The following is a 17,941-nucleotide window of genomic DNA, read 5'->3' on the forward strand; positions in this document are numbered from 1 at the left end:
CCGTGGAACTCGCCGACCCGCAACGCTCGTACGCCGTCCTCGTCGGGACCTCCACCTACGTCAGCGCGCAGCTCGAAGACATCCCCCCGGTGGCCAACAACCTGGAGCGACTGGGCGCTCTGCTGGAGGATCCGAGCGTCTGGGGGTTGCCGCCCGGCCATTGCGTACGGCTGCCCCAGCCCGCCTCCGCCACGGAGGTCCTGGACGCGGTCCGGGAGGCCGCCCGCAAGGCCACCGACATGCTGTTCGTGTACTACTCCGGGCACGGGCTCACCGACCCGGGCTCCGGCGAGCTGCTGCTGACCCTGCCCACCTCGGACCGGGACCGGCCCTACTCCTCGCTCGGCTACGAGGCCCTGCGCCGGGAGGTCCTGGACGCGGGCCACAAGATCCACAAGGTCGTGGTCCTGGACTGCTGCTTCAGCGGCCTGGCCATGGTCGGCGGCATGGGCGGCTCCGCCACCAGCTCCGTGACGCTCGCGGAGCGGAGCCGGATCGCCGGTTCGTACCTGCTGACCGCGTCCGCCCCCACCCGCGAGGCGCTGTGGCTGAAGGACGAGCCCTACACGGCCTTCACCGGTGAGCTGGTCCGGCTGCTCGAGGACGGCCTGCCGGGCGGCGGTCAGGTCATCGAGGTCGGGCGTATCTACGAGCACATGTTCGCCGAACTGACCTCGAAGGGGCGGCCCCTTCCGCAACAGCGGGTGAGCAACGCCGCCCGCATCGCCTTCGCCCGCAACCGCTACGGGACCCTCGCGCAACCGGTGGCGCAGCCGCACCCCGACCCCGTCCATCCCGTTCCGGAAGCCCTGCGGCCGGTGCTGCGCGCGCAGCCGCGGGCCATCGCCGAGCACGCGGCCCGGTTGCGGGAGACGGATCCCGACGGGGCGGGCCAACTGCTGTCCCTGGCGGCGGTGTTGCGGCCGGCGCAGGAAGTGGCCGCACTGGTGTGGGTGTTGCGGGTCGCAGGGCGCGACGAGGAGGCGGTGGGCATCCTCGCGGCTGCCGCGGCCGAGCGGGAGCCGTACGACCTGGCGGCCTGCGTCGTCGCGCTGGACAGCGCGGACAGCGGCGACGACCCGCAGCGGCTCGCCCGGCTCGCCGCCGAGCGGTCCGCGCAGGACGTCGCGGGGACCGTCAAGGCGCTGCGCGCCGCCGGGCAGCCCCATGCGGTGGAGGTGTTGTCGATGGCCGCGATCGGCCGCGCGCGGACGACCGAGGCCATCCTGGAGCTGGCCGGGGCCTTCTGGTCGGCCGAGCTGGACGCCGAGGCCGAACGGGTCCTGCAGGTGTCGGCGACCTCGTCGTCGGAGGAGGAGACCACCCGGCTGGCCGGGGCGCTGTTGGCCATCGGGCGCGAGGACGAGGCCGTCGACCTCTACCTCCGGGCCGCCTCCGCCGTCGTGCGCCGCCCCGCCGAACTGGTGCGCGCGCTACGGACGATGGACGCGCGGCAGCGGCCCGACGACGCGCGGCGGCTGCTGCGCCGGGCGGTCGAGGATGCCCCGACGGTCGAGGCGGTCACGCGGCTGTGCGACGCGTTGTGGGAGGTCGGGCTGCGGGAGTGGGCCCTGGAGGTGCTGCGGCAGGCGGCCACGGTCCTGTCGGTGGAGGCCGCCGTCGCGCTGGCCGACGTACTGCGGGGCGATGGTCACGACGAGGCGATGCTGCACCTGGTGCGGGAGGTGGCCGGGGCGCACCCGGCGGACCGGACCGTCACGCTGGTCGAGGCGCTGCGGTCGATGGGCCGGCCGCTCGACGCCCTGCGGCTCCTGGCCGACGCCGCGCAGCGCCCCGGCGAGCAGATCGCGCAGCTGCTGATCGCGCTGGAGGACAGCGGGAACCGCCGGGACTGGGCCCGGGTGCTGGGGGCCCTGCCCGAGGGGCCCTTCGTCCACCCCGGTGATCCGCTGGCCTTCGCGTTCGGCGCCCGGCCCATCGCGCTGGTGCGGGCGCTGGACGCGGCGGGGCGGGACCACGGGGAGGTGAGCGGAGCCCTGGCGTCCCTGCCGGACGGGTCCTTCGCCGAGGCGCTCGGGAAGCTCCGGGATGCCGGGGCCGACGACGTGGTCCACCACGTCCTCGCCCAGCTGGTGCGCAGCGATCCCCAGGGGGCCCAGCGCCACCTCGAAGGCACCTCGAAGCTCGACGCCGCGGTGCTGCGGGGGTTGCTGCGCGCGCCCGACAGCCCGGTGCGGGACGAGGTCGCGCAGCTGTCCTCCGATGCCGTGCTGGCCCTCGTGCGGGGCGCGGCCGTGCCCGCGGTGGCGATCCGCGCCCTCACCGCGGCCGGGCTGGGCCTCCAGGTCGGTGTGGCGTTGGAGCAGTTCACCCGGCACCTTCCGGTCGCCGAGGTGGTCGCGCTGCTCAGGGCCCTGTACGCCGACGGGCTGACCGAGGAGGCCCACGTCGTCGTACGGGGCGCCGGGGTGTGGATGTTCCCCGAGCTGTACCGCGACTTCGTGCTCGCGTTGCACAGGGCGGGGCTGCGGGAGTACGCGGTGTACGCCCTGGAGGGGAAGGCGGCCAAGCTGGGCCCGTCACTCAGCAGGCAGTTGGCGGCGACCCTGGGCGTGCCGGCCCCCGTCCCGGCCTCGGCTGCTCCCCCGCAGCGCCCGAAGAGCCGGAACTGGTTCGGCCGGGGCTGAGCGCGGGACCGTACGGGGGAACGCGGGGCGGTGGGTGGGCGCGGGGTGATGTCGTGGGGGCGCCGTCGCCGCGGGGGCGGTGAGGATCGGGGCATGGGCATCGCACTGCCGGTCCTCTTCGCGCTGTTCGCGGCGCTCAGCAACGCGCTCGCGACCGTGCTCCAGCGGCGGGCGGCGCTCACCGTGCCGCAGAGCGACGGCTTCCGCTTCGGCCTGGTCCTGGACCTGCTGCGGCGGCCGCTGTGGATCGGCGGGATCCTGGCGGTGATCGCGGCCGGTGTGGGGCAGGCCGCGGCGCTCTCCCTGGGGGCGCTGGCCCTCGTACAGCCCTTGTTCGTGCTGGAGCTGCCCTTCGCGCTGCTGATCGCCTCGCTGGTGGGGCGCAGCCGGCTGCCCGGGGCGCTGTGGCTCGCCGTCGCGGGGGTGGTGGTCGGGCTCGGGGTCGTCCTGGTGGCCGCGTCGCCGACCGGGAACCGTACGCAGGTGCCCTTCGACCGCTGGGTCCTGGCGCTGGTGGCGTGCGCGGCGGCGATGGCGGCGACGGCCGCGGTCGGGCTGCGCCGGCCTCCCGGCCGGATGCGGGCCGGCTGCCTCGGCGCGGCCACGGCCGTCGGTTACGCGCTCACGGCCGCCCTGATGAAGTCGGCCGTGCGGGTGCTCGACGAGGACGGGGTCGTCGGCTTCCTCACCACCTGGCAGACCTACGCCTTCGGGCTGAGCGGCATCTGCGCCCTCCTGCTGCTCGAACACGCCATGCAGGGCGGCCCGTTGGTCGCCTCACAACCGGCGCTCACCCTCGGCGACGCGGGCGTGAGCGTCGCGCTGGGCGTCCTGCTGTACGAGGAACACCTGCGGTCCCAGTGGTGGCTGGTGCCCCAGCTCCTGGGACTCGGCCTGATCGCGGCCGGGGTGTTCGCCCTGGCCCGGCGCGGTGGGGAGGCGGGGGCTCCGTGAACGTCCGGGGAACGCCGCTCCGGCCCGGACGCCCGTGGACGGGCGGGCCGGGCCGGAGCCGGTTCAGGACCGCGGTACGAGCACGTTCCACTGCTGGTAGGGGTTGTCCGCGCCGTAGTTCTTGGCGTACGCGTTGCCCTTCTTGTCCGAGTCCAGGGCCTTGCTGTCGGGGTTGACGATCCTGGTGGTGCCGTTGACGTAGAGCTCCCACCAGAGCTCGTTGTCGTCGATGCCGCACGGGTCGGTCTTGACGATCTCGCCCCACGAGTCGTTCAGCGTCAGGCACCGGCTGGTCGCCGCGTTCTTGAGCCTGATCTTGCCGTTCACGACCGTGCGCTGCCACTGCTGGTAGGTGTTGTACCGGTCCCCGCAGGGGGAGGTGTACACCTTCCCGCTGGGATTGGAGTCCAGGCAGCGGCCGGTCTGGACGTTCTGGTACCACCTGAGGTCCACGGCGGCGTGCGCGGGCGTGGCCAGCCCCGTCGCCAGCATGACGCCCGCCCCGAGGACGGCTGCGGTTCCGCTCAGTTTGATGCGAAGGCCCATCGGATCTAGCTCCTTACCGAGTCAACCGGGTCAGTTGTGCGCGGGGCGGCCGGGGGTCACATGTACCACTGCTGGTAGGTGTTGTCCGCCGTGTAGTTCTTCAGGTAGGCGTTGCCCTTGGCGTTGGAATCCAGCGCGTTGTCCGCATTCACGTTGATGAGGCGGATCTTGCCGTCCACCGTCAATTCCCACCAGCGGTCGAGTTCCCAGCCGACGCAGGTGCGGGTGGCCACCCGGGAGGTGTAGGGGGGCGAGGGGTTGGTCAGGTTGCCCGTCTCCTGGGAGAGGCACCGGCGGGTGGCGACGTTGCGGAGCATGATCTGGCCGTCGACGACCTTGCGTTCCCACTGCTGGTAGGGGTTGTCGGCGCCGCAGCCCTTGGTGTAGACGTTGCCCTTGGCGTCGGAGTCGAGGCAGAGGCCGGTCTGGGCGTTGCGGTACTGCTTGATTTCCGCGGTGCCGGCACTGGCATGGGTGGCCGTCCCCGCCACCAGTAGGACGCTCGCCCCCATGACGGCGGCGGCGCCGGCGAGCTTGTTGCGAATGTGCATGAGGCCCTCTTCCTTCTCAGCGCATTTCCATGGAACGAAAACTCCGTGCGGTATCTCCTGGTGAGCCGCCACTCGGATGCCGCGCCCGCGTAACGGGCGCCGTACCGGGGGCACGCGTGACCTTGACAGATACGACTGACGTTTCCCTCACGCTTTCCTAACGCGCGGCGCCGGAGCGGGGAATTCAGATCCAGCCGCGTTCGCGGGCGTGCAGCGCGGCTTGGAAGCGGTTGTCGGCATCGAGGCGGACCATGAGCCGGGCGACGTGTTTGCGGTAGGTGCGCAGGGCGATGTTCAGCTGGCGGGCTCCCGTCTCGTCCTTGTCGACGAGGTAGAGGGTCTTGAGGATCTGCCGCTCGGTTTCGGTGAGGGAGGGCAGGTCCTCCTCGGGGAGTTCCTGGGCGGCCGCCCACATCCGCTCGAAGAGGGAGACCACGGTGCTCACCAGTCCGGGTTCGCGCGTCAGCAGCGCGCCGCGGGCGGTGTTGTCGGGGTCGATGGGGGTGAGGGCCACGGCCCGGTCGCAGATGATCATGCGGTCGAGGGGGTGGGTGGAGACCCGGATCTGCGCGCCGCGGGCCGCGAGCTCCCTCAGGTAGGCCATGGTCGTCTCGTCCTGGAGGCAGGCCGAGGCCATCAGGGTCCGCATCCGGACCCCGCGGCGCAGGATCCTCAGGTCGATCGGCCGGGAGACCTCGATGGACTCCGCGGTGAGCACGCCGAAGGGGTTCGTCGTCAGGTTCTCCGAGTGGGCGAAGAAGGTCACCTCGTCGATGGCGGCGCGCACGGCCTCCAGGCCCTCGATCTGCCGGACCGCCGGATTGTCGTACGTGGTGGCGCGGGGGGCGTGCGTCTCCGTGCTCAGCGAGTCGACCAGTCCGATGCGCCGGGCGGTCTCCTGGAGGTCGTCCTGGGTCTGGCCCACCCGGTGCTCGATCAACCGCTCCACGGCGCGCTTGGGGGAGAGCGGCCGCAGGCCGCCGGCCGGGGTGCGCACCACGATGCCCAGCTCCAACGTCCGCGAGACCACGGCCGGTTGGTGCTCGCCGGCGTCGTCGCGGTCCCGCAGGAGGGCGCGGTAGAACTGCTCCTCTTCCAGGGGGACGCCGAGGAAGGCCAGCTCGTTCGTGTCGTGGCGGGACATCATCGGCCCCACCTCTCACGGGTGTCCCAGCGGCAACACAGCGTCCTCGGCGGGGTGTTCCCGCCGGCGCCGGGCGTGCAGGAAAGTGCACGGGAACCGGGCCGTTTGCTGCACGGTCGCGGCCCGTCCGGGGCCGGTGCCCGCTGGCAACATTCTTCTTGTGAGGGCGGCCCGCCGGAACGGAAACGGTGGGAGGGCCCGAGCAACGCACCTCGGTCCGGTCCCGTCAGCACTCCAGGAGGTACCCCGTGAACCGCTCCGCTTCCCGCATCGCGTCCGGCGTCATCAGCGTCCTCCTGGTCCTCGGCGGCGCCGGGATCGCCCAGGCCGACGACGCCGACACGGGGTCCTCGCGGACCGGAGCGGTCACCGTCGCCCCGACCACGGGTACCGCGGACACCACGCCCGTCACCATCAACCCGCTCACCAACGACTGGGGATGAGCGGACCGGGGATGAGCGGACCCGGGTGAGCGCGCCCGCTCCCGCCGGAGTGGACCCCGCCCCCCGGACGCCCGCCGAGTTCCTGCGAAGGAACGTCCCCCCGGCCCGTCCCCCACCACCTTCCGATCGAGCCCACACCACCATGCCCCGGGCATCCCTTTGCCCGGACCACCCTTGAAGGAGACCACCATGTCGAAGCACCTCAAGCGCGCCGCCCTCACGCTCGTCGGCGCCGTCGCGGCCACCGGGCTGCTGCTGCCCGCCACGGCCCAGGCCGCCACCTCCCCCGCGCCGGCAGCGGGTCAGGTCGCCGCCGCTCAGGCCGGGACCATGGGCACCGGGTGGAAGACGGAGATCGTGGTCGACGCGATGAACCAGATCGCGGGGATCATCGGGAACGTCCTGAACGACATCCGGATGGAGAAGGACCGGCCCGGCTTCGTGCACCGCCAGCTGGACGACACCATGAAGGCCTACCCGAACCACAACGTCATGATCATCAATGACAACCTCAACTACTCCCTGGACATCCAGGGCGTCGTCGCCAATGCCCGCGTCACCCAGGGCAGCGCCACCTACCGGGTCCTCGCCTTCAAGTCGGGCACGATCGTCAACCGCGGCGACGGCGGCTGGCTCAACTGGGGCTTCGGCGGCTGGTTCGACCGCAACGGCGGCACCGTGACCTTCCGCGGCTGATCCCGGCTCCCCCATCGACCGCCTCCTCCTCACGTGACCCTCGACAACCACGCAAATGGGCCGGTCTCCTCTCGGAAACCGGCCCATGCCGCGTCCACTTCCGGGCCGCCCCCGGGCCCCCGATCCGCAGGAGACGACACCGTGGAGCACCGCATTCGACTCGCCGGGGCACCCGAATCCACCCCCGAGCTGGCGTGCCTGCGCATCATCGCCCAGCTCCCGTCCCACTGGACCAGCGAAATCCTGGAATGCGGAACCGGGTACGCCGTCCTCGGCCTCCGCGTGAGCACCTCGGCCTGCGACGTCACCCATGCGATCGACCGGGCGCTGGCCGCGCCGGCGCTCCACGGGTGGACCCGGGGGGAATGACCGGGCTCGGGCTCGGGCTCAGCTGAACTGGACCGTCACCGTCTGGTCGTTCCACTCGCCGAGTCGCTTCTGCGAACCGCCGATGGCGAGGTTGACGCCGTTGCGGTCCCGCAGCCCCATCTGGTTGCAGAGCTTGTTCTGCACGGAGGAGATCCGCCACCGCCACTTGTCCCCCAGGGGGAACTGGTAGTCGGGCAGTCCGTCCGCGCGGCCCGTGCACGACTCGCCCCGGAACTCGATCCGCGACCCGGTGAAGTTCTCGTGCTCGTAGACGATCCCGAGCAGCTTCGTCCCCTGACCCATGGTCAGGATGTCGTAGGGCGGCTCCGCCGCCGAGGCGGCGCTGGCCGGGGTGGCCACGCCGACCGACAGCAGCACCGCGGCACAGACTCCGAGAATCCTCTTGTTCATCTGCAAGACCCCACCTTCACCAGATCGCGAGCAAGGCACGTTCCGCGCCGCCCCGCGCCCGGCGTGCGGGCCAGGGACCGGGACACGCCGGTGACCCTCGCAGACACCGCTGACGTTTCCCTAACGATCGCCTCACAGCGCCGGCGACCGAACGCGTCCGCCGGCGGGCTGTTGCAGAACGGTCACGATGGAACGAGAACCTCCGCGCAGGTCACGGCCCTCTTATCGAACGTAACGACGCCATTCGGAGAAGAGCCGCGCCATGTCTCGCGTTCAGCCCACGGCTGTATCGACCGCCCTTGCAGCCCACCGCCGTCTCCAGCCGGCGCGCATATCCGCCGCCGTCCTCACCGGGCTGCTTCTCCTGACCGCATGCGGCGGCGGAGGCGACTCCGCCGGAGCGGGGACGTCCGCCGACGCGGCCAACAAGCAGGCGGAGGCCCCGCCGGCGCCGAAGAAGGTGACCGACGGGCCGCTCCTGGACTTCGACCTGACGCCGGGGGCCGGAAAGACGGTGGGCACGGGGCAGCCCGTGTCGCTGGAGTTCGACAAGCCGGTGAAGAACAAGGCCGCGGTGGAGAAGGCGTTGACGGTCACCGCGTCGAACGCCACCGAGGGGTCCTGGGGGTGGGTGACCACGGTCCCGGGCGGACTGGACCGTTTGGACTGGCGCCCCAAGGACCCCTGGCGCGCGAACACCCAGGTCACCGTCAAGGGAACCCTCACCACCGTGGACCCGGGTGGCGCCCATTTCGAGCGGGACCTGGACCGTACCTTCACGATCGGCCGTGACCAGCAGCTCGTCGCGGACCTGGACACCCACAAGCTGGTGGTCAAGCGCGACGGCCAGCAGGTGAAGTCGATCCCCATGTCCGGCGGGCAGCCGGTGCCCGGCCGTGCCTCGCGCGCCGGGACCTTCGCCATCAAGTCGCAGGAGGAGAGGGTCCACATGACCTCCGCCTCGGTCGGCGGCCCCAAGGAGTACGACGTCTGGGTGAACTGGGGCATGCGGTTCAGCGACTCCGGCGGCTACCTGCACCAGGGAACCGACGACAGCCAGCAGTACATCGGCAACACCAACCACAGCGCGGGCTGCGTCGGCATGACGCCCAAGGACGCCAAGTGGCTCTTCGAGAACTCGCTGCTCGGTGACCTCGTCACGGTGAAGGGCGAGGAGGCCACCGGCGAGCTCGGCGGGGTCGGCAACGGCTACGCCGACTGGAGCGTCACCTACGACCAGTGGAAGACCAAGAGCGCGGTGAAGTAGGGCGCCGGTGCGGCGGAACCTGATCCGGAACCGGAACCGGAACCTGATCCGTCCACCTTCGATGTCGGGGTCTGTCCGATCGAGTACATGATCGACTCCGCCGCGGTCCTACGGTGGCAGGCGCACGTGCGCGCCCGCCCACCGAACGATGAGGAAATCCGCATGCCCGACGTCCAGCCCGTGTCCGTGCCCGCGGGACCGTCCCGCCGTCCGACGCCGGGATCCGGCGGCGGCCCACGGCGGGCGGACGCGGGCAAGGACAAGTACTTCGCGGACATGGACCGCTGGAACCAGGGCGTGGAAGTCACCCTGGATCCGGCGAAGCTGAGGCGGAACCAGCTCTTCGCCGAGCAGGCCGAGGCCGCGTCCCGCCGTGCGCTGGAGAAGTGGTCGGAGCGCAGGGACGCGCGGCTCCCCCTGGTTCCCGCGCTGGTCTACGCCGGGAACCGGCTGTTGGCGGAGATCGACGAGGGCATCGTCAGCGACGCGCGGGAGAAGTTGGCCCTGGACCCCTCCGTCCCGAACACGGTCTCCTTGGAGGACCGCTTCAAGAACGACTCCGACCGCAACTACCTGCGCTGCATGAAGGACCTGGAGTCGGCCACCGGCACGCCGCGGCACAACGCCGCCCTGGTGACGGAGTCCGCGCTCGCGGGCGCGCGGAACACCTCGCTGCTGGTCTACGAACCGGACTTCGAGGGCGGGCTCGGTCGCGCGGCGGTGGCCGTGGGCGCGGTGGAGACGGCCGAGTACGTCGTGGTCCTCGTGCCCGGCATGGGCAGTTCGCTGGAGACGCTCGGCGAGCTGACCGCTCACGCACGGGACCTGTACAAGCAGTGCCTGCGGACCCGTCCGGGCGCCAAGGTCGCCGTCGTGGCATGGGCCGGCTACAAGGCCCCGCCCGGTTTCGCCGAGGCCGCCCGGGAGGAGCCCGCGGCGGCCGGCGCCGCGCTGCTGCGGAGCGACCTCGACACCTGGCGCTCGTACTGGCGCAAGAGCGCGGTCCGCGGGGCGCTCGACCTGCCCGCCTACCCCACGCTGACCATCAGCGGGTTGAGCTACGGCAGCGTCGTCGCCGGGCACGCCGCGATCGGTTCCGGGACGGACACCGCGGGCAAGCGCGTCATCGACCAGCTCGTCCTGCTCGGCAGCCCGGGGACCGGGCTGCGGGCCAAGTACCTCGACGCCGACCTCTTCGTGGCCGCCACCGACACCGACTTCATCAGCATGCTGGACTGGTTCAGCATCGACCCGTCGCACGAGAACCACGGCGAGAAGGTCGTCCGGATGCGCGCCGACTACGCCTGGACGGCGCAGGCCGGGCTGGTGGGCAACCTGAAGAAGGCGCACCTGAGCTATTACGACCGCGGATCCGAGTCCCTGGCCAACATAGCCCGGGCCGTCGTGGGGCGGACCGAGGAGATCAGCCTGGAGGAACGGCGCACCCGGCCGGTCCTGGGCGGCTACCGGACCCCCCTCGGACGTGCGTTCCACGACCGGCCGGAGAAGCCCGGCGGCCGCGGCACGGCGGACCACGGATCCGGGCCGGTGGGGCCGGGGGACGACGACGCCGTGCAGGCGGGCGTGGAGGAGGCGACGTACGGCACGGACACCGGCAAGGGCAAGGGCAAGGGGCGCAAGAAGCGCGACCTGGGGGACCAGGACCCGCGCGTCCCGGATCCCGTGGTCGAGGAGCGGCTGGGGGGCAAGAAGAAGCCCCGGCCCGATCTGGTGAAGCGGCCGATCACGCGGGCTCCCGCGATCCCGCGGGCGGACGCGGCCGGCGGGCCGAAGCCGCCCACGGTCCTCTACCGCGTGGACACCCGGCCCCCGACCGAGGGCTTCCGTGACGGCTTCTCCGCCTATGGCAAGGACATGGACCTGGAGAAGCACGCGCGCGGCGCCACGACCATCGGGCGTTCCAGCCAGGCGAGGTCCAGCGGCTTCATCTCGACGACGTCCAACCGTGCCTTCGCGCTCAGGTTCGCCGAGCAGCTGCTCGCGGGGCAGCACACGGTGTACCTGTACGAGATGGTGCCCAACCGGAGCTTCTACAACCTGCGCAGCAGCCTGTTGGCGAGGGGCGGCGTCGACCCCAGTCTCGTGGACCACGCCCAGGCCCAGGGCGAGTGGGTGTCCACGGGGCGCATCCCGCCGGACCGGATCAGGAGCGCGACCCCCTTGTCCCGGCCGGCGACGGGGCGCGGGGCGCCCGTGGCCGGGCCCGTGGAGAGGAACGTGAAGGTCCCGGGAACGGCCCTGCGGGGCTTCGACGCGAGCGTCACCCCGCAGGCGAACGCCCATCCGTACGGCAAGCCCGCGCCGGGGACCAAGGCGGCCGCCGGGGCTCTGGTGCGCTACACCCCCGGGCCCGACCTCGTCGGACCGCAGGGCCAGCGGTTCCTCTACCGGGGCGTCCAGCAGGCGCCGAAGAGCGGAGTCCTGGTCAACGGCTTCTCCTCCCGCGGGTTCGATGTCTCCGAACGGACCCACCTGAGCGGTGACATGCGGAACTCCGCTTACATCTCCATGAGTTGGAGCAAGGAGACGGCCCGCACCTACGCCGGTCCCACCGGCTGGGTCTACAAGATCGACAAGAACAAGCTCGGGGTCGTCTTCAACGTCTACGGGTCGAGCGGACTGACGGGACGGCCCGCGGACGGGGCCGTGCGGCGCAATGCCGAGGTCGCGGCGATGTACTACGTCCCGCCCGAGGCCATCGTCGACGTCGAGCCCTCCCGGGTGCGGTCCATGGCGAAGAGCCTGCCCAGCCGGATCAAGCACAAGTACGCCGTGTGGCAGCGCACCGTGGCCGCCCAGCGCCGTCCCGCGTCGGCATCGGTGCGCACCGGAGCGAAGGCCGCCGGCGGGGCGATCCTCATCGCCGAGAAGCTCTTCGAGATCTTCCCGGAACTCCGGCAGGTGTTCGCCCCCCTCAGCTCCTGGATCGACGACAAGTGGTCACGGGCCCAACGCACCGTCCAGGACGCGCTCATGCCCGACCTGGGCCGCGCCCGCGCGGCGCGCGAGGCGTACGACGCCATTCCCAACAGCCGCTACGCCAAGGAACGCCCGGAGTGGGAGAAGTCACTCTGGAAGGTGCCGAGGAACACGCACCTCTACGGCCACATCCTCTCCGCCCGCGTCCAGGAGGGCGCGGAGATCGGTGAGGACGACGTCAAGAACGTGCAGGACGCGCTGCGCTACTCCTCGGCCCGGGTCTGGGCCGACGAGAACCTGGAGCCGATCAAGCAGTACTTCTCGCGGAAGATCAGGGAGGACGAGGACGGGACGGGCGTCTCGGCGAGCGACCTCGCGGACGTGGACGAGATCCTGCGGTCCCTCACCCCCGCCGTCGTCGCGGAGGAGTACGTGGACCACGGACTCGTCGAGTTCGCGGAGCTGTACGCCGTACACACCGAGCGCTACCTCGCCGAGAAGGAAGCGGCGGGTGAGGGCCGCCGCGTCACCATCGAGCTGTCCACCACCGCGATCGAGGAGACCCAGGTGCTGGTGCCGAACGCGGAGGGTCCGGCGCAGGAGGTCACCTGGTCCGTCAACGGCAGGGCCGCGAGCCGGTTCGCGCACCAGGACGTCCACCCGAAGCTCCACAAGCACGGCCTGCGCAGCGGTGACGCGGTCGTCCTCACGGGGGTGCTGCCCGAGGGCGGCGGGGACGCCGGGGCGCTCAGCCTGTACAACCCGCTCACCCGGGAACGGGCCCTGACCATCGCGCCCGTGAAGGCGGGGGGCCAGGTCGGGTACCGGTTCGCCTTCCCGCGCGGGGCCGACGGAACGGCCGTCGGGGTCGAGGCCCGGGTCGAGGCGGACGGACGCACCGACACGATCACGGCGGACCTGGCCCTCGTCCACCGCGCGGGGGCACCGCTGAAGGTGTCCGTGGTGTACCCGCAGCCGCGCACGTACACGGTGAAGACCGGCGACGGCCTGTGGTCCATCGCGGCCGCCGAACTCGGCGACGGCAGCCGCTGGCCGGAGATCTACCGGGCGAACCGCGCGGTGATCGGCGACGACCCGGACCTCATTCTGGGCGGACAGGTCCTGCGCATACCGGGCCGCTCCTGAGCCGTGCGCCGGTCGGCCGCGGCGGGGCGGGGGCGCGGGGGCGCGCCTCCTGGTGGCGGTCAGTGCAGGCGGGTGCGGGTCCACCACCAGGAGAAGACGAGGGTGAGGGCGGCCAGGGCCAGGCAGGTCGCGGACTCGACCTGTTGCAGGGCCGGGAAGTGGCCGGGCGGGTGGTACTCGGCCCAGTAGCGGGTGATGTCGTGATCGCGCAGGCACGCCTCGTACGCGCTCTGGTCGCGCAGGAAGCAGGCGTCGGGGACCTGGACGCGCGCGCCGGCGGTGGTCAGGAAGGAGCTGTCGCGGACCCAGGCGTCGTCGGGAACGCCGATGCGCCGGGGGGTGCCCTGGACGGTGATGACCTGTCCCAGGTAGGGGCGGGCCTGCTCCCAGGCCGCGAAGACCGCGCCGCCGACGAGGAGGCTCGCGCCCATGGCGGTGATCGTGCGGCGCAGCAGCAGCCCGAGGGCGATGCCGACGGCGACGAGGAGCAGGGTGCGGGCGATCGGAACCGGGCCGGTGGCGTTGAAGGAGCCCCAGTCGTACCAGACCGCGTGGGTGCCCGCGTGGTCGAGGACCACCTCGCGCCAGCGCCCGGTGGCCCATGCGAGGGGCACGGTCGTGACGAGGGCGAGCAGGACCGGGGGGATCGCCTTGGCGAGGAACCAGCGGGTGCGGGTGGTGCTCTGGGCCAGGACGAGCCGGTGGGTGCCCGACTCCAGCTCGGTCGCGAAGAGCGGCGCGCCGAGGAAGACGCCCGCCAGGACCGGCAGGAAGGACAGCCCGAACGTCAGCCCCCGCAGGGGTACTTGGAACCGATCGGCGAACTCGGTCGGCAGGCGGCAACCTTCGCCGGGCGGGCAGGGCGCGATGTCGCGCCGGTCCAGGAAGGCGAGGGCGGCGTCGGCGGTGTGGACGGCGTACCAGGTCAGACCGGCCGCGAGCAGGAGCGTGAGGGCGATGGTGAGGCGCTGTTGACGCAGTACGAGCCAGAGCAGGCCGCGGACGAGGCGTCGGGGCGGGGTGCCCGGGGCCTGGTGGGTCCCGGCGGGTCGGGGGGTGGCGGTGGTGGCGCTGTTCATGCGGCGGCTCGGAGGGTGTGGGGGCGGGCGTCGGCGGCGAGGTGGGGCTCGGCCGGGTCTCCGCGCAGGTAGGCGAGGAGGAGTTGGTCGAGGGCGGGGGCGGGGGCTGCCGCGGTGGCGGCGGTGCGCAGGGCGATGCCGTCGTCGCCCGTCAGGTGGTGGGCGGCGAGGAGTTCGTCCACGGCCCCGGCGAGTCGGACGGTGCCGGCCGCGATGACGACGGTGTGGTCGCACAGAGCGGCGAGTTCGGTGATCGTGTGGGAGGAGAGGATCACGGTGGTGCCGTGGGCCGCGGCCTCGGCCCGCAGCAGGGCGCTCACCTCGTGCCGGACCAGCGGGTCCAGGTCCGCCATCGGCTCGTCCAGCATCAACAGGCCCGGCTGCTTGGCGAAGGCCACCGCGAGGGCGACGCGGGTGCGTTGGCCGCCGGAGAGGGAGGAGATCTTGGCCCGCAGCGGGATGTCGCCCTCGCCGACGATGCGTTCGGCGGTCTCCTGCCGCCAGGTGGGGTTCAGTTCCCGGCCCGTGCGCAACGTCTCGGCGACGGTGAACCCCCGGTACAGGGGCTTGTCCTGGCTGAGCAGGGCGGTCGTGGCCCGGGCGGCCGGCGACCCGGCGTCGCGGCCGAAGACGCGTACCTCGCCCGCCGTCGGCGGGAGCAACCCGCCCGCCAGGGACAGGAACGTGGACTTGCCGGCGCCGTTCGGGCCGACGAGTGCGCAGATCCGGCCCGCGGGGACGCGGACCGTGCACTCCCGCAGCGCCCAGGCCCGCCGGTAGCGGCGTCCCAGGGCGACGGCCTCCAAGGCGGCGGGCTCGGAGGTGGACCGGGCGGCGGGGGAATCCGACACCGGGTCGGGCGGCGGGGGCCAGGGCTGTGACATCTCGGTCTCCTTCGTTCGGCGAGGCGTGGGCGGCGACCGAGGAGACCGGATGGTGGGCCCACTGCGCGGCCTCGGCCACCGACCGGCGGATCGTAGGCAGCGTCACCTGAAGAAAGGCCAAAGACGGCGTGCGGGGGGGGCGGCTCGGCGGGTCAGATGTCGAGGAAGCGGACGTCCTTGGCGTTGCGCTGGATGAAGGAGCGTCGGGCTTCGACGTCCTCGCCCATGAGCACCGAGAACAGCTCGTCGGCGAGGGCCGCGTCGTCCAGCGTGACCTGGCCGAGGACGCGGTGGTCCACGTCCATCGTGGTGACGCGCAGCTCCTCGGCGTTCATCTCGCCCAGGCCCTTGAAGCGCTGGATGGTGTCGTCGCGCAGGCGCTTTCCGGAGCCGGTGCCGCGGCGGACGAGGGCGTCGCGCTCGCGGTCCGAGTAGGCGTACTCGAAGTCGTCGCGGCCCCACTTGATCTTGTACAGCGGGGGGCGGGAGAGGTAGACGTGTCCGGCCTCGACCAGCGGCCGCATGAAGCGGAAGAGGAAGGTCAGCAGCAGGGTGTTGATGTGCTGGCCGTCGACGTCGGCGTCCGCCATCAAGATGATCTTGTGATAGCGGAGCTTCTCGATGTCGAAGTCCTCGTGCACACCGGTACCGAAGGCACTGATCAGCGCCTGGACCTCGGTGTTCTGCAGGATCTTGTCGATCCGCGCCTTCTCGACGTTCAGGATCTTGCCGCGGATCGGCAGGATCGCCTGGTACATCGGATTGCGGCCCGACTTCGCGCTGCCACCGGCCGAGTCGCCCTCGACGATGAAGATCTCGCACTTCGCCGGGTCGTTGGACTGGCAGTCCGACAGCTTGCCCGGCAGCGACGCCGACTCCAACAGGCCCTTGCGGCGGGTCAGGTCACGGGCCTTGCGGGCCGCGACGCGCGCCGTGGCGGCCTGGATCGCCTTGCGGATGATGTCCGCGGCCTCGTTCGGGTTCCGGTCGAACCAGTCGTTCAGGTGCTCGTGGACGACCTTCTGCACGAAGGTCTTCGCCTCCGTGTTGCCCAGCTTCGTCTTCGTCTGACCCTCGAACTGCGGCTCGCCCAGCTTCACCGAGATGATCGCCGTCAGACCCTCGCGGATGTCCTCGCCCGCCAGGTTGTCGTCCTTCTCCCGCAGGAACTTCTTCTCGCGCGCGTAGCGGTTGACGACCGTGGTCAGAGCGGTCCGGAAGCCCTCCTCGTGCGTACCGCCCTCGTGCGTGTGGATCGCGTTCGCGTACGAGTACGCGCTCTCGCTGTACTGGCCGCTCCACTGCATCGCGATCTCCACCGACAGCAGCCGCCCGGGCTCGCGCGCCGCCACCTCGATCACGCTCGGGTGCACCGGCTCGCCCTTGCGGGCGCCCAGGTGCCGGACGAAGTCCGCGATGCCGCCCTCGTAGCGGTAGGACACCTGCCTCGGTGCCCCCTCGGCGTCGACCGCGTCCGCAGGTGCGGCGCTCCGCTCGTCCGTGAGGGTCAGGGTCAGGCCCTTGTTGAGGAAGGCCATCTCCTGCAAGCGGCGCGAGAGCGTCTCGAAGGAGTACTCCGTCGTCTCGAAGACGGCGCCGTCGGCCCAGAAGGTGATCGTGGTGCCGGTCCGGTCCGTCTCCTCGTGCCGGGCGATCGGCCCGGTCGGCTCTCCGTGCGCGAAGGACTGGGTCCAACGGAACCCGTCCGCGCGGACCTCGGCCGTCAGGCGGGCCGACAGGGCGTTGACCACGGACAGGCCCACCCCGTGCAGGCCGCCGGAGACGGCGTAGCCGCCGCCGCCGAACTTGCCGCCCGCGTGCAGGACCGTCAGCACCACCTCCAACGCCGGCCGGCCCGTGCCGGGGTGCAGTCCGACCGGGATGCCGCGGCCGTTGTCGACGACCCGCACTCCCCCGTCGGCCAGGAGCACCACGTCGATCCGATCGGCGACGCCGGCCAACGCCTCGTCCACGGAGTTGTCCACGATCTCCTGAACCATGTGGTGCAGGCCCCGCGGCCCCGTCGAGCCGATGTACATGCCGGGGCGCTTGCGCACCGCGTCCAGGCCGTCGAGGACCTGGATCGCCTGCGCGTCGTAGGTGGGGGTGGTGGGGGCCGGAACGACGGTCTCGGTCAAGGCGGTGCTCGCTTTCGGACACGACGAACTCCGCTGCCGCGCACGCGCTCGGCAGCGAAGGGGGACGGTGGCTGGTGGACCGCTCCGGGGCATGGCGAAGCACGCTCCGGGCCGGTGGAGTCCGATCGCGTACCGCGCGACCGGACTGTTCCACTGTACCGTCCGCGCACGTCGGCGATAGGGCGAGAAGGCCCCCAGATGCTCGCCTGAGGCGATTTCAGGGGTAGAGGCTCATCCCCCTACGCAAATTTCACCGGAGAGCCCCAGGGGGGCCTTCTCTGGCCTCCTGGGGCTCTTTGGCGAAAGGGATCAAGGCGCGGATTCTTCGTCACGCTCCGTCGCGCCGCGGTGGCCCGCGCTGCGGTGGCCGGGTGGGGGCGGAGGGCCGGGGAACGAAGAAAGGTCCCGTTCCCTTCTTTCAAGAAGGGAACGGGACCTCGTCGAGCGCTGGGCAGGCCTTGCACCTGCATCCCCCCACAGGAAGTGGGGTGCCTTTCCTTGGACCACCAACGCCGGGCCGATCGCCGGTGAGGGCGACGAGCTCAAGATCAATCATACGGTACGGATCTTGTGGTCCGCGCCGCCCGTACGGGGTGCCGGCGGAGGGCGTCGACGGGGGGCGTCGGGGCCCGGCCGACCTGGGTGAATCCTCATCTATGCTTCAAGGCGGCCGCGAGGCGGTGGCCCTCCGGTGGACCACTTCGGGGCCCGACCGGACGCGGGCG

At 71.8% G+C, this 17,941-nt stretch carries 14 protein-coding genes; 7 read left to right on the forward strand and 7 right to left on the reverse strand.

Annotated features, from left to right (window positions below; genetic code table 11):
- Positions 1 to 2 precede the first annotated feature (2 nt).
- Positions 3 to 2,648 carry a caspase, EACC1-associated type gene (locus tag ACZ4UB_RS32890; protein WP_468075899.1) on the forward strand — a complete coding sequence of 882 codons (2,646 nt, stop codon included), beginning with the start codon at positions 3 to 5 and terminating at the stop codon, positions 2,646 to 2,648.
- Positions 2,649 to 2,741: 93 nt separating this feature from the next.
- Positions 2,742 to 3,602, forward strand: coding sequence for a DMT family transporter (locus ACZ4UB_RS32895; protein WP_468075901.1), 861 nt, complete (start codon positions 2,742 to 2,744; stop codon positions 3,600 to 3,602).
- A 63-nt stretch (positions 3,603 to 3,665) separates the two neighbouring features.
- Here ACZ4UB_RS32895 and ACZ4UB_RS32900 read toward each other — a convergent pair whose 3' ends face one another.
- The 3 genes from ACZ4UB_RS32900 to ACZ4UB_RS32910 form a co-directional block, all read right to left on the reverse strand.
- Positions 3,666 to 4,148, reverse strand: a complete 483-nt coding sequence (locus ACZ4UB_RS32900) for an RICIN domain-containing protein (protein ID WP_468075903.1) — start codon at positions 4,146 to 4,148, stop codon at positions 3,666 to 3,668.
- Positions 4,149 to 4,204: 56 nt separating this feature from the next.
- Positions 4,205 to 4,699, reverse strand: a complete 495-nt coding sequence (locus ACZ4UB_RS32905; RefSeq protein WP_468075905.1) for an RICIN domain-containing protein — start codon at positions 4,697 to 4,699, stop codon at positions 4,205 to 4,207.
- Positions 4,700 to 4,883: 184 nt separating this feature from the next.
- Complete coding sequence (locus ACZ4UB_RS32910) at positions 4,884 to 5,846, reverse strand: LuxR C-terminal-related transcriptional regulator (protein WP_468075907.1); 963 nt, start codon at positions 5,844 to 5,846, stop codon at positions 4,884 to 4,886.
- Positions 5,847 to 6,091: 245 nt separating this feature from the next.
- On the opposite strand from ACZ4UB_RS32910, the gene ACZ4UB_RS32915 reads away from it, so the two are divergent.
- From ACZ4UB_RS32915 to ACZ4UB_RS32925, 3 genes are all read left to right on the forward strand, one after another.
- A complete protein-coding gene (locus tag ACZ4UB_RS32915) occupies positions 6,092 to 6,286 on the forward strand; it encodes a hypothetical protein (protein ID WP_468075909.1) in 195 nt (64 codons plus the stop codon).
- Between the two features lie 189 nt (positions 6,287 to 6,475).
- Positions 6,476 to 6,982: a hypothetical protein gene (locus tag ACZ4UB_RS32920; protein WP_468075911.1), complete on the forward strand. Its 507-nt coding sequence runs from the start codon at positions 6,476 to 6,478 to the stop codon at positions 6,980 to 6,982.
- A gap of 141 nt (positions 6,983 to 7,123) precedes the next feature.
- Positions 7,124 to 7,351, forward strand: a complete 228-nt coding sequence (locus ACZ4UB_RS32925; RefSeq protein ID WP_468075913.1) for a hypothetical protein — start codon at positions 7,124 to 7,126, stop codon at positions 7,349 to 7,351.
- A gap of 18 nt (positions 7,352 to 7,369) precedes the next feature.
- Here the strand turns inward: ACZ4UB_RS32925 and ACZ4UB_RS32930 are convergent, their stop codons facing one another.
- Complete coding sequence (locus ACZ4UB_RS32930; protein WP_468075915.1) at positions 7,370 to 7,762, reverse strand: hypothetical protein; 393 nt, start codon at positions 7,760 to 7,762, stop codon at positions 7,370 to 7,372.
- A 262-nt stretch (positions 7,763 to 8,024) separates the two neighbouring features.
- Between ACZ4UB_RS32930 and ACZ4UB_RS32935 the strand changes: the two genes are divergently transcribed.
- Positions 8,025 to 9,029: a L,D-transpeptidase gene (locus ACZ4UB_RS32935; RefSeq protein WP_468075917.1), complete on the forward strand. Its 1,005-nt coding sequence runs from the start codon at positions 8,025 to 8,027 to the stop codon at positions 9,027 to 9,029.
- A 162-nt stretch (positions 9,030 to 9,191) separates the two neighbouring features.
- Positions 9,192 to 13,115: an alpha/beta hydrolase gene (locus tag ACZ4UB_RS32940; RefSeq protein WP_468075919.1), complete on the forward strand. Its 3,924-nt coding sequence runs from the start codon at positions 9,192 to 9,194 to the stop codon at positions 13,113 to 13,115.
- Positions 13,116 to 13,174: 59 nt separating this feature from the next.
- Here ACZ4UB_RS32940 and ACZ4UB_RS32945 read toward each other — a convergent pair whose 3' ends face one another.
- The 3 genes from ACZ4UB_RS32945 to gyrB form a co-directional block, all read right to left on the reverse strand.
- Complete coding sequence (locus ACZ4UB_RS32945) at positions 13,175 to 14,194, reverse strand: ABC-2 transporter permease (RefSeq protein ID WP_468075921.1); 1,020 nt, start codon at positions 14,192 to 14,194, stop codon at positions 13,175 to 13,177.
- Positions 14,191 to 15,078, reverse strand: a complete 888-nt coding sequence (locus ACZ4UB_RS32950; protein ID WP_468075923.1) for an ABC transporter ATP-binding protein — start codon at positions 15,076 to 15,078, stop codon at positions 14,191 to 14,193. Before ACZ4UB_RS32950 ends, ACZ4UB_RS32945 begins: the two co-directional genes overlap by 4 nt.
- Before the next feature lie 152 nt (positions 15,079 to 15,230).
- Positions 15,231 to 17,309, reverse strand: coding sequence for a DNA topoisomerase (ATP-hydrolyzing) subunit B (gene gyrB / locus ACZ4UB_RS32955; protein WP_468075925.1), 2,079 nt, complete (start codon positions 17,307 to 17,309; stop codon positions 15,231 to 15,233).
- Between the last annotated feature and the right edge of the window lie 632 nt (positions 17,310 to 17,941).

Source organism: Streptomyces sp. NPDC028419 (assembly GCF_055565515.1).

Bases quoted from the DNA above. Each gene is read 5' to 3' on its own strand.
- ACZ4UB_RS32895 (WP_468075901.1), top strand. From the start codon at position 2,742: ATGGGCATCGCACTGCCGGTCCTCTTCGCGCTGTTCGCGGCGCTCAGC.
- ACZ4UB_RS32900 (WP_468075903.1), bottom strand. From the start codon at position 4,148: ATGGGCCTTCGCATCAAACTGAGCGGAACCGCAGCCGTCCTCGGGGCG.
- ACZ4UB_RS32905 (WP_468075905.1), bottom strand. From the start codon at position 4,699: ATGCACATTCGCAACAAGCTCGCCGGCGCCGCCGCCGTCATGGGGGCG.
- ACZ4UB_RS32910 (WP_468075907.1), bottom strand. From the start codon at position 5,846: ATGATGTCCCGCCACGACACGAACGAGCTGGCCTTCCTCGGCGTCCCC.
- ACZ4UB_RS32920 (WP_468075911.1), top strand. From the start codon at position 6,476: ATGTCGAAGCACCTCAAGCGCGCCGCCCTCACGCTCGTCGGCGCCGTC.
- ACZ4UB_RS32930 (WP_468075915.1), bottom strand. From the start codon at position 7,762: ATGAACAAGAGGATTCTCGGAGTCTGTGCCGCGGTGCTGCTGTCGGTC.
- ACZ4UB_RS32935 (WP_468075917.1), top strand. From the start codon at position 8,025: ATGTCTCGCGTTCAGCCCACGGCTGTATCGACCGCCCTTGCAGCCCAC.
- ACZ4UB_RS32940 (WP_468075919.1), top strand. From the start codon at position 9,192: ATGCCCGACGTCCAGCCCGTGTCCGTGCCCGCGGGACCGTCCCGCCGT.
- ACZ4UB_RS32945 (WP_468075921.1), bottom strand. From the start codon at position 14,194: ATGAACAGCGCCACCACCGCCACCCCCCGACCCGCCGGGACCCACCAG.
- ACZ4UB_RS32950 (WP_468075923.1), bottom strand. From the start codon at position 15,078: ATGTCACAGCCCTGGCCCCCGCCGCCCGACCCGGTGTCGGATTCCCCC.
- gyrB (WP_468075925.1), bottom strand. From the start codon at position 17,309: ATGCCCCGGAGCGGTCCACCAGCCACCGTCCCCCTTCGCTGCCGAGCG.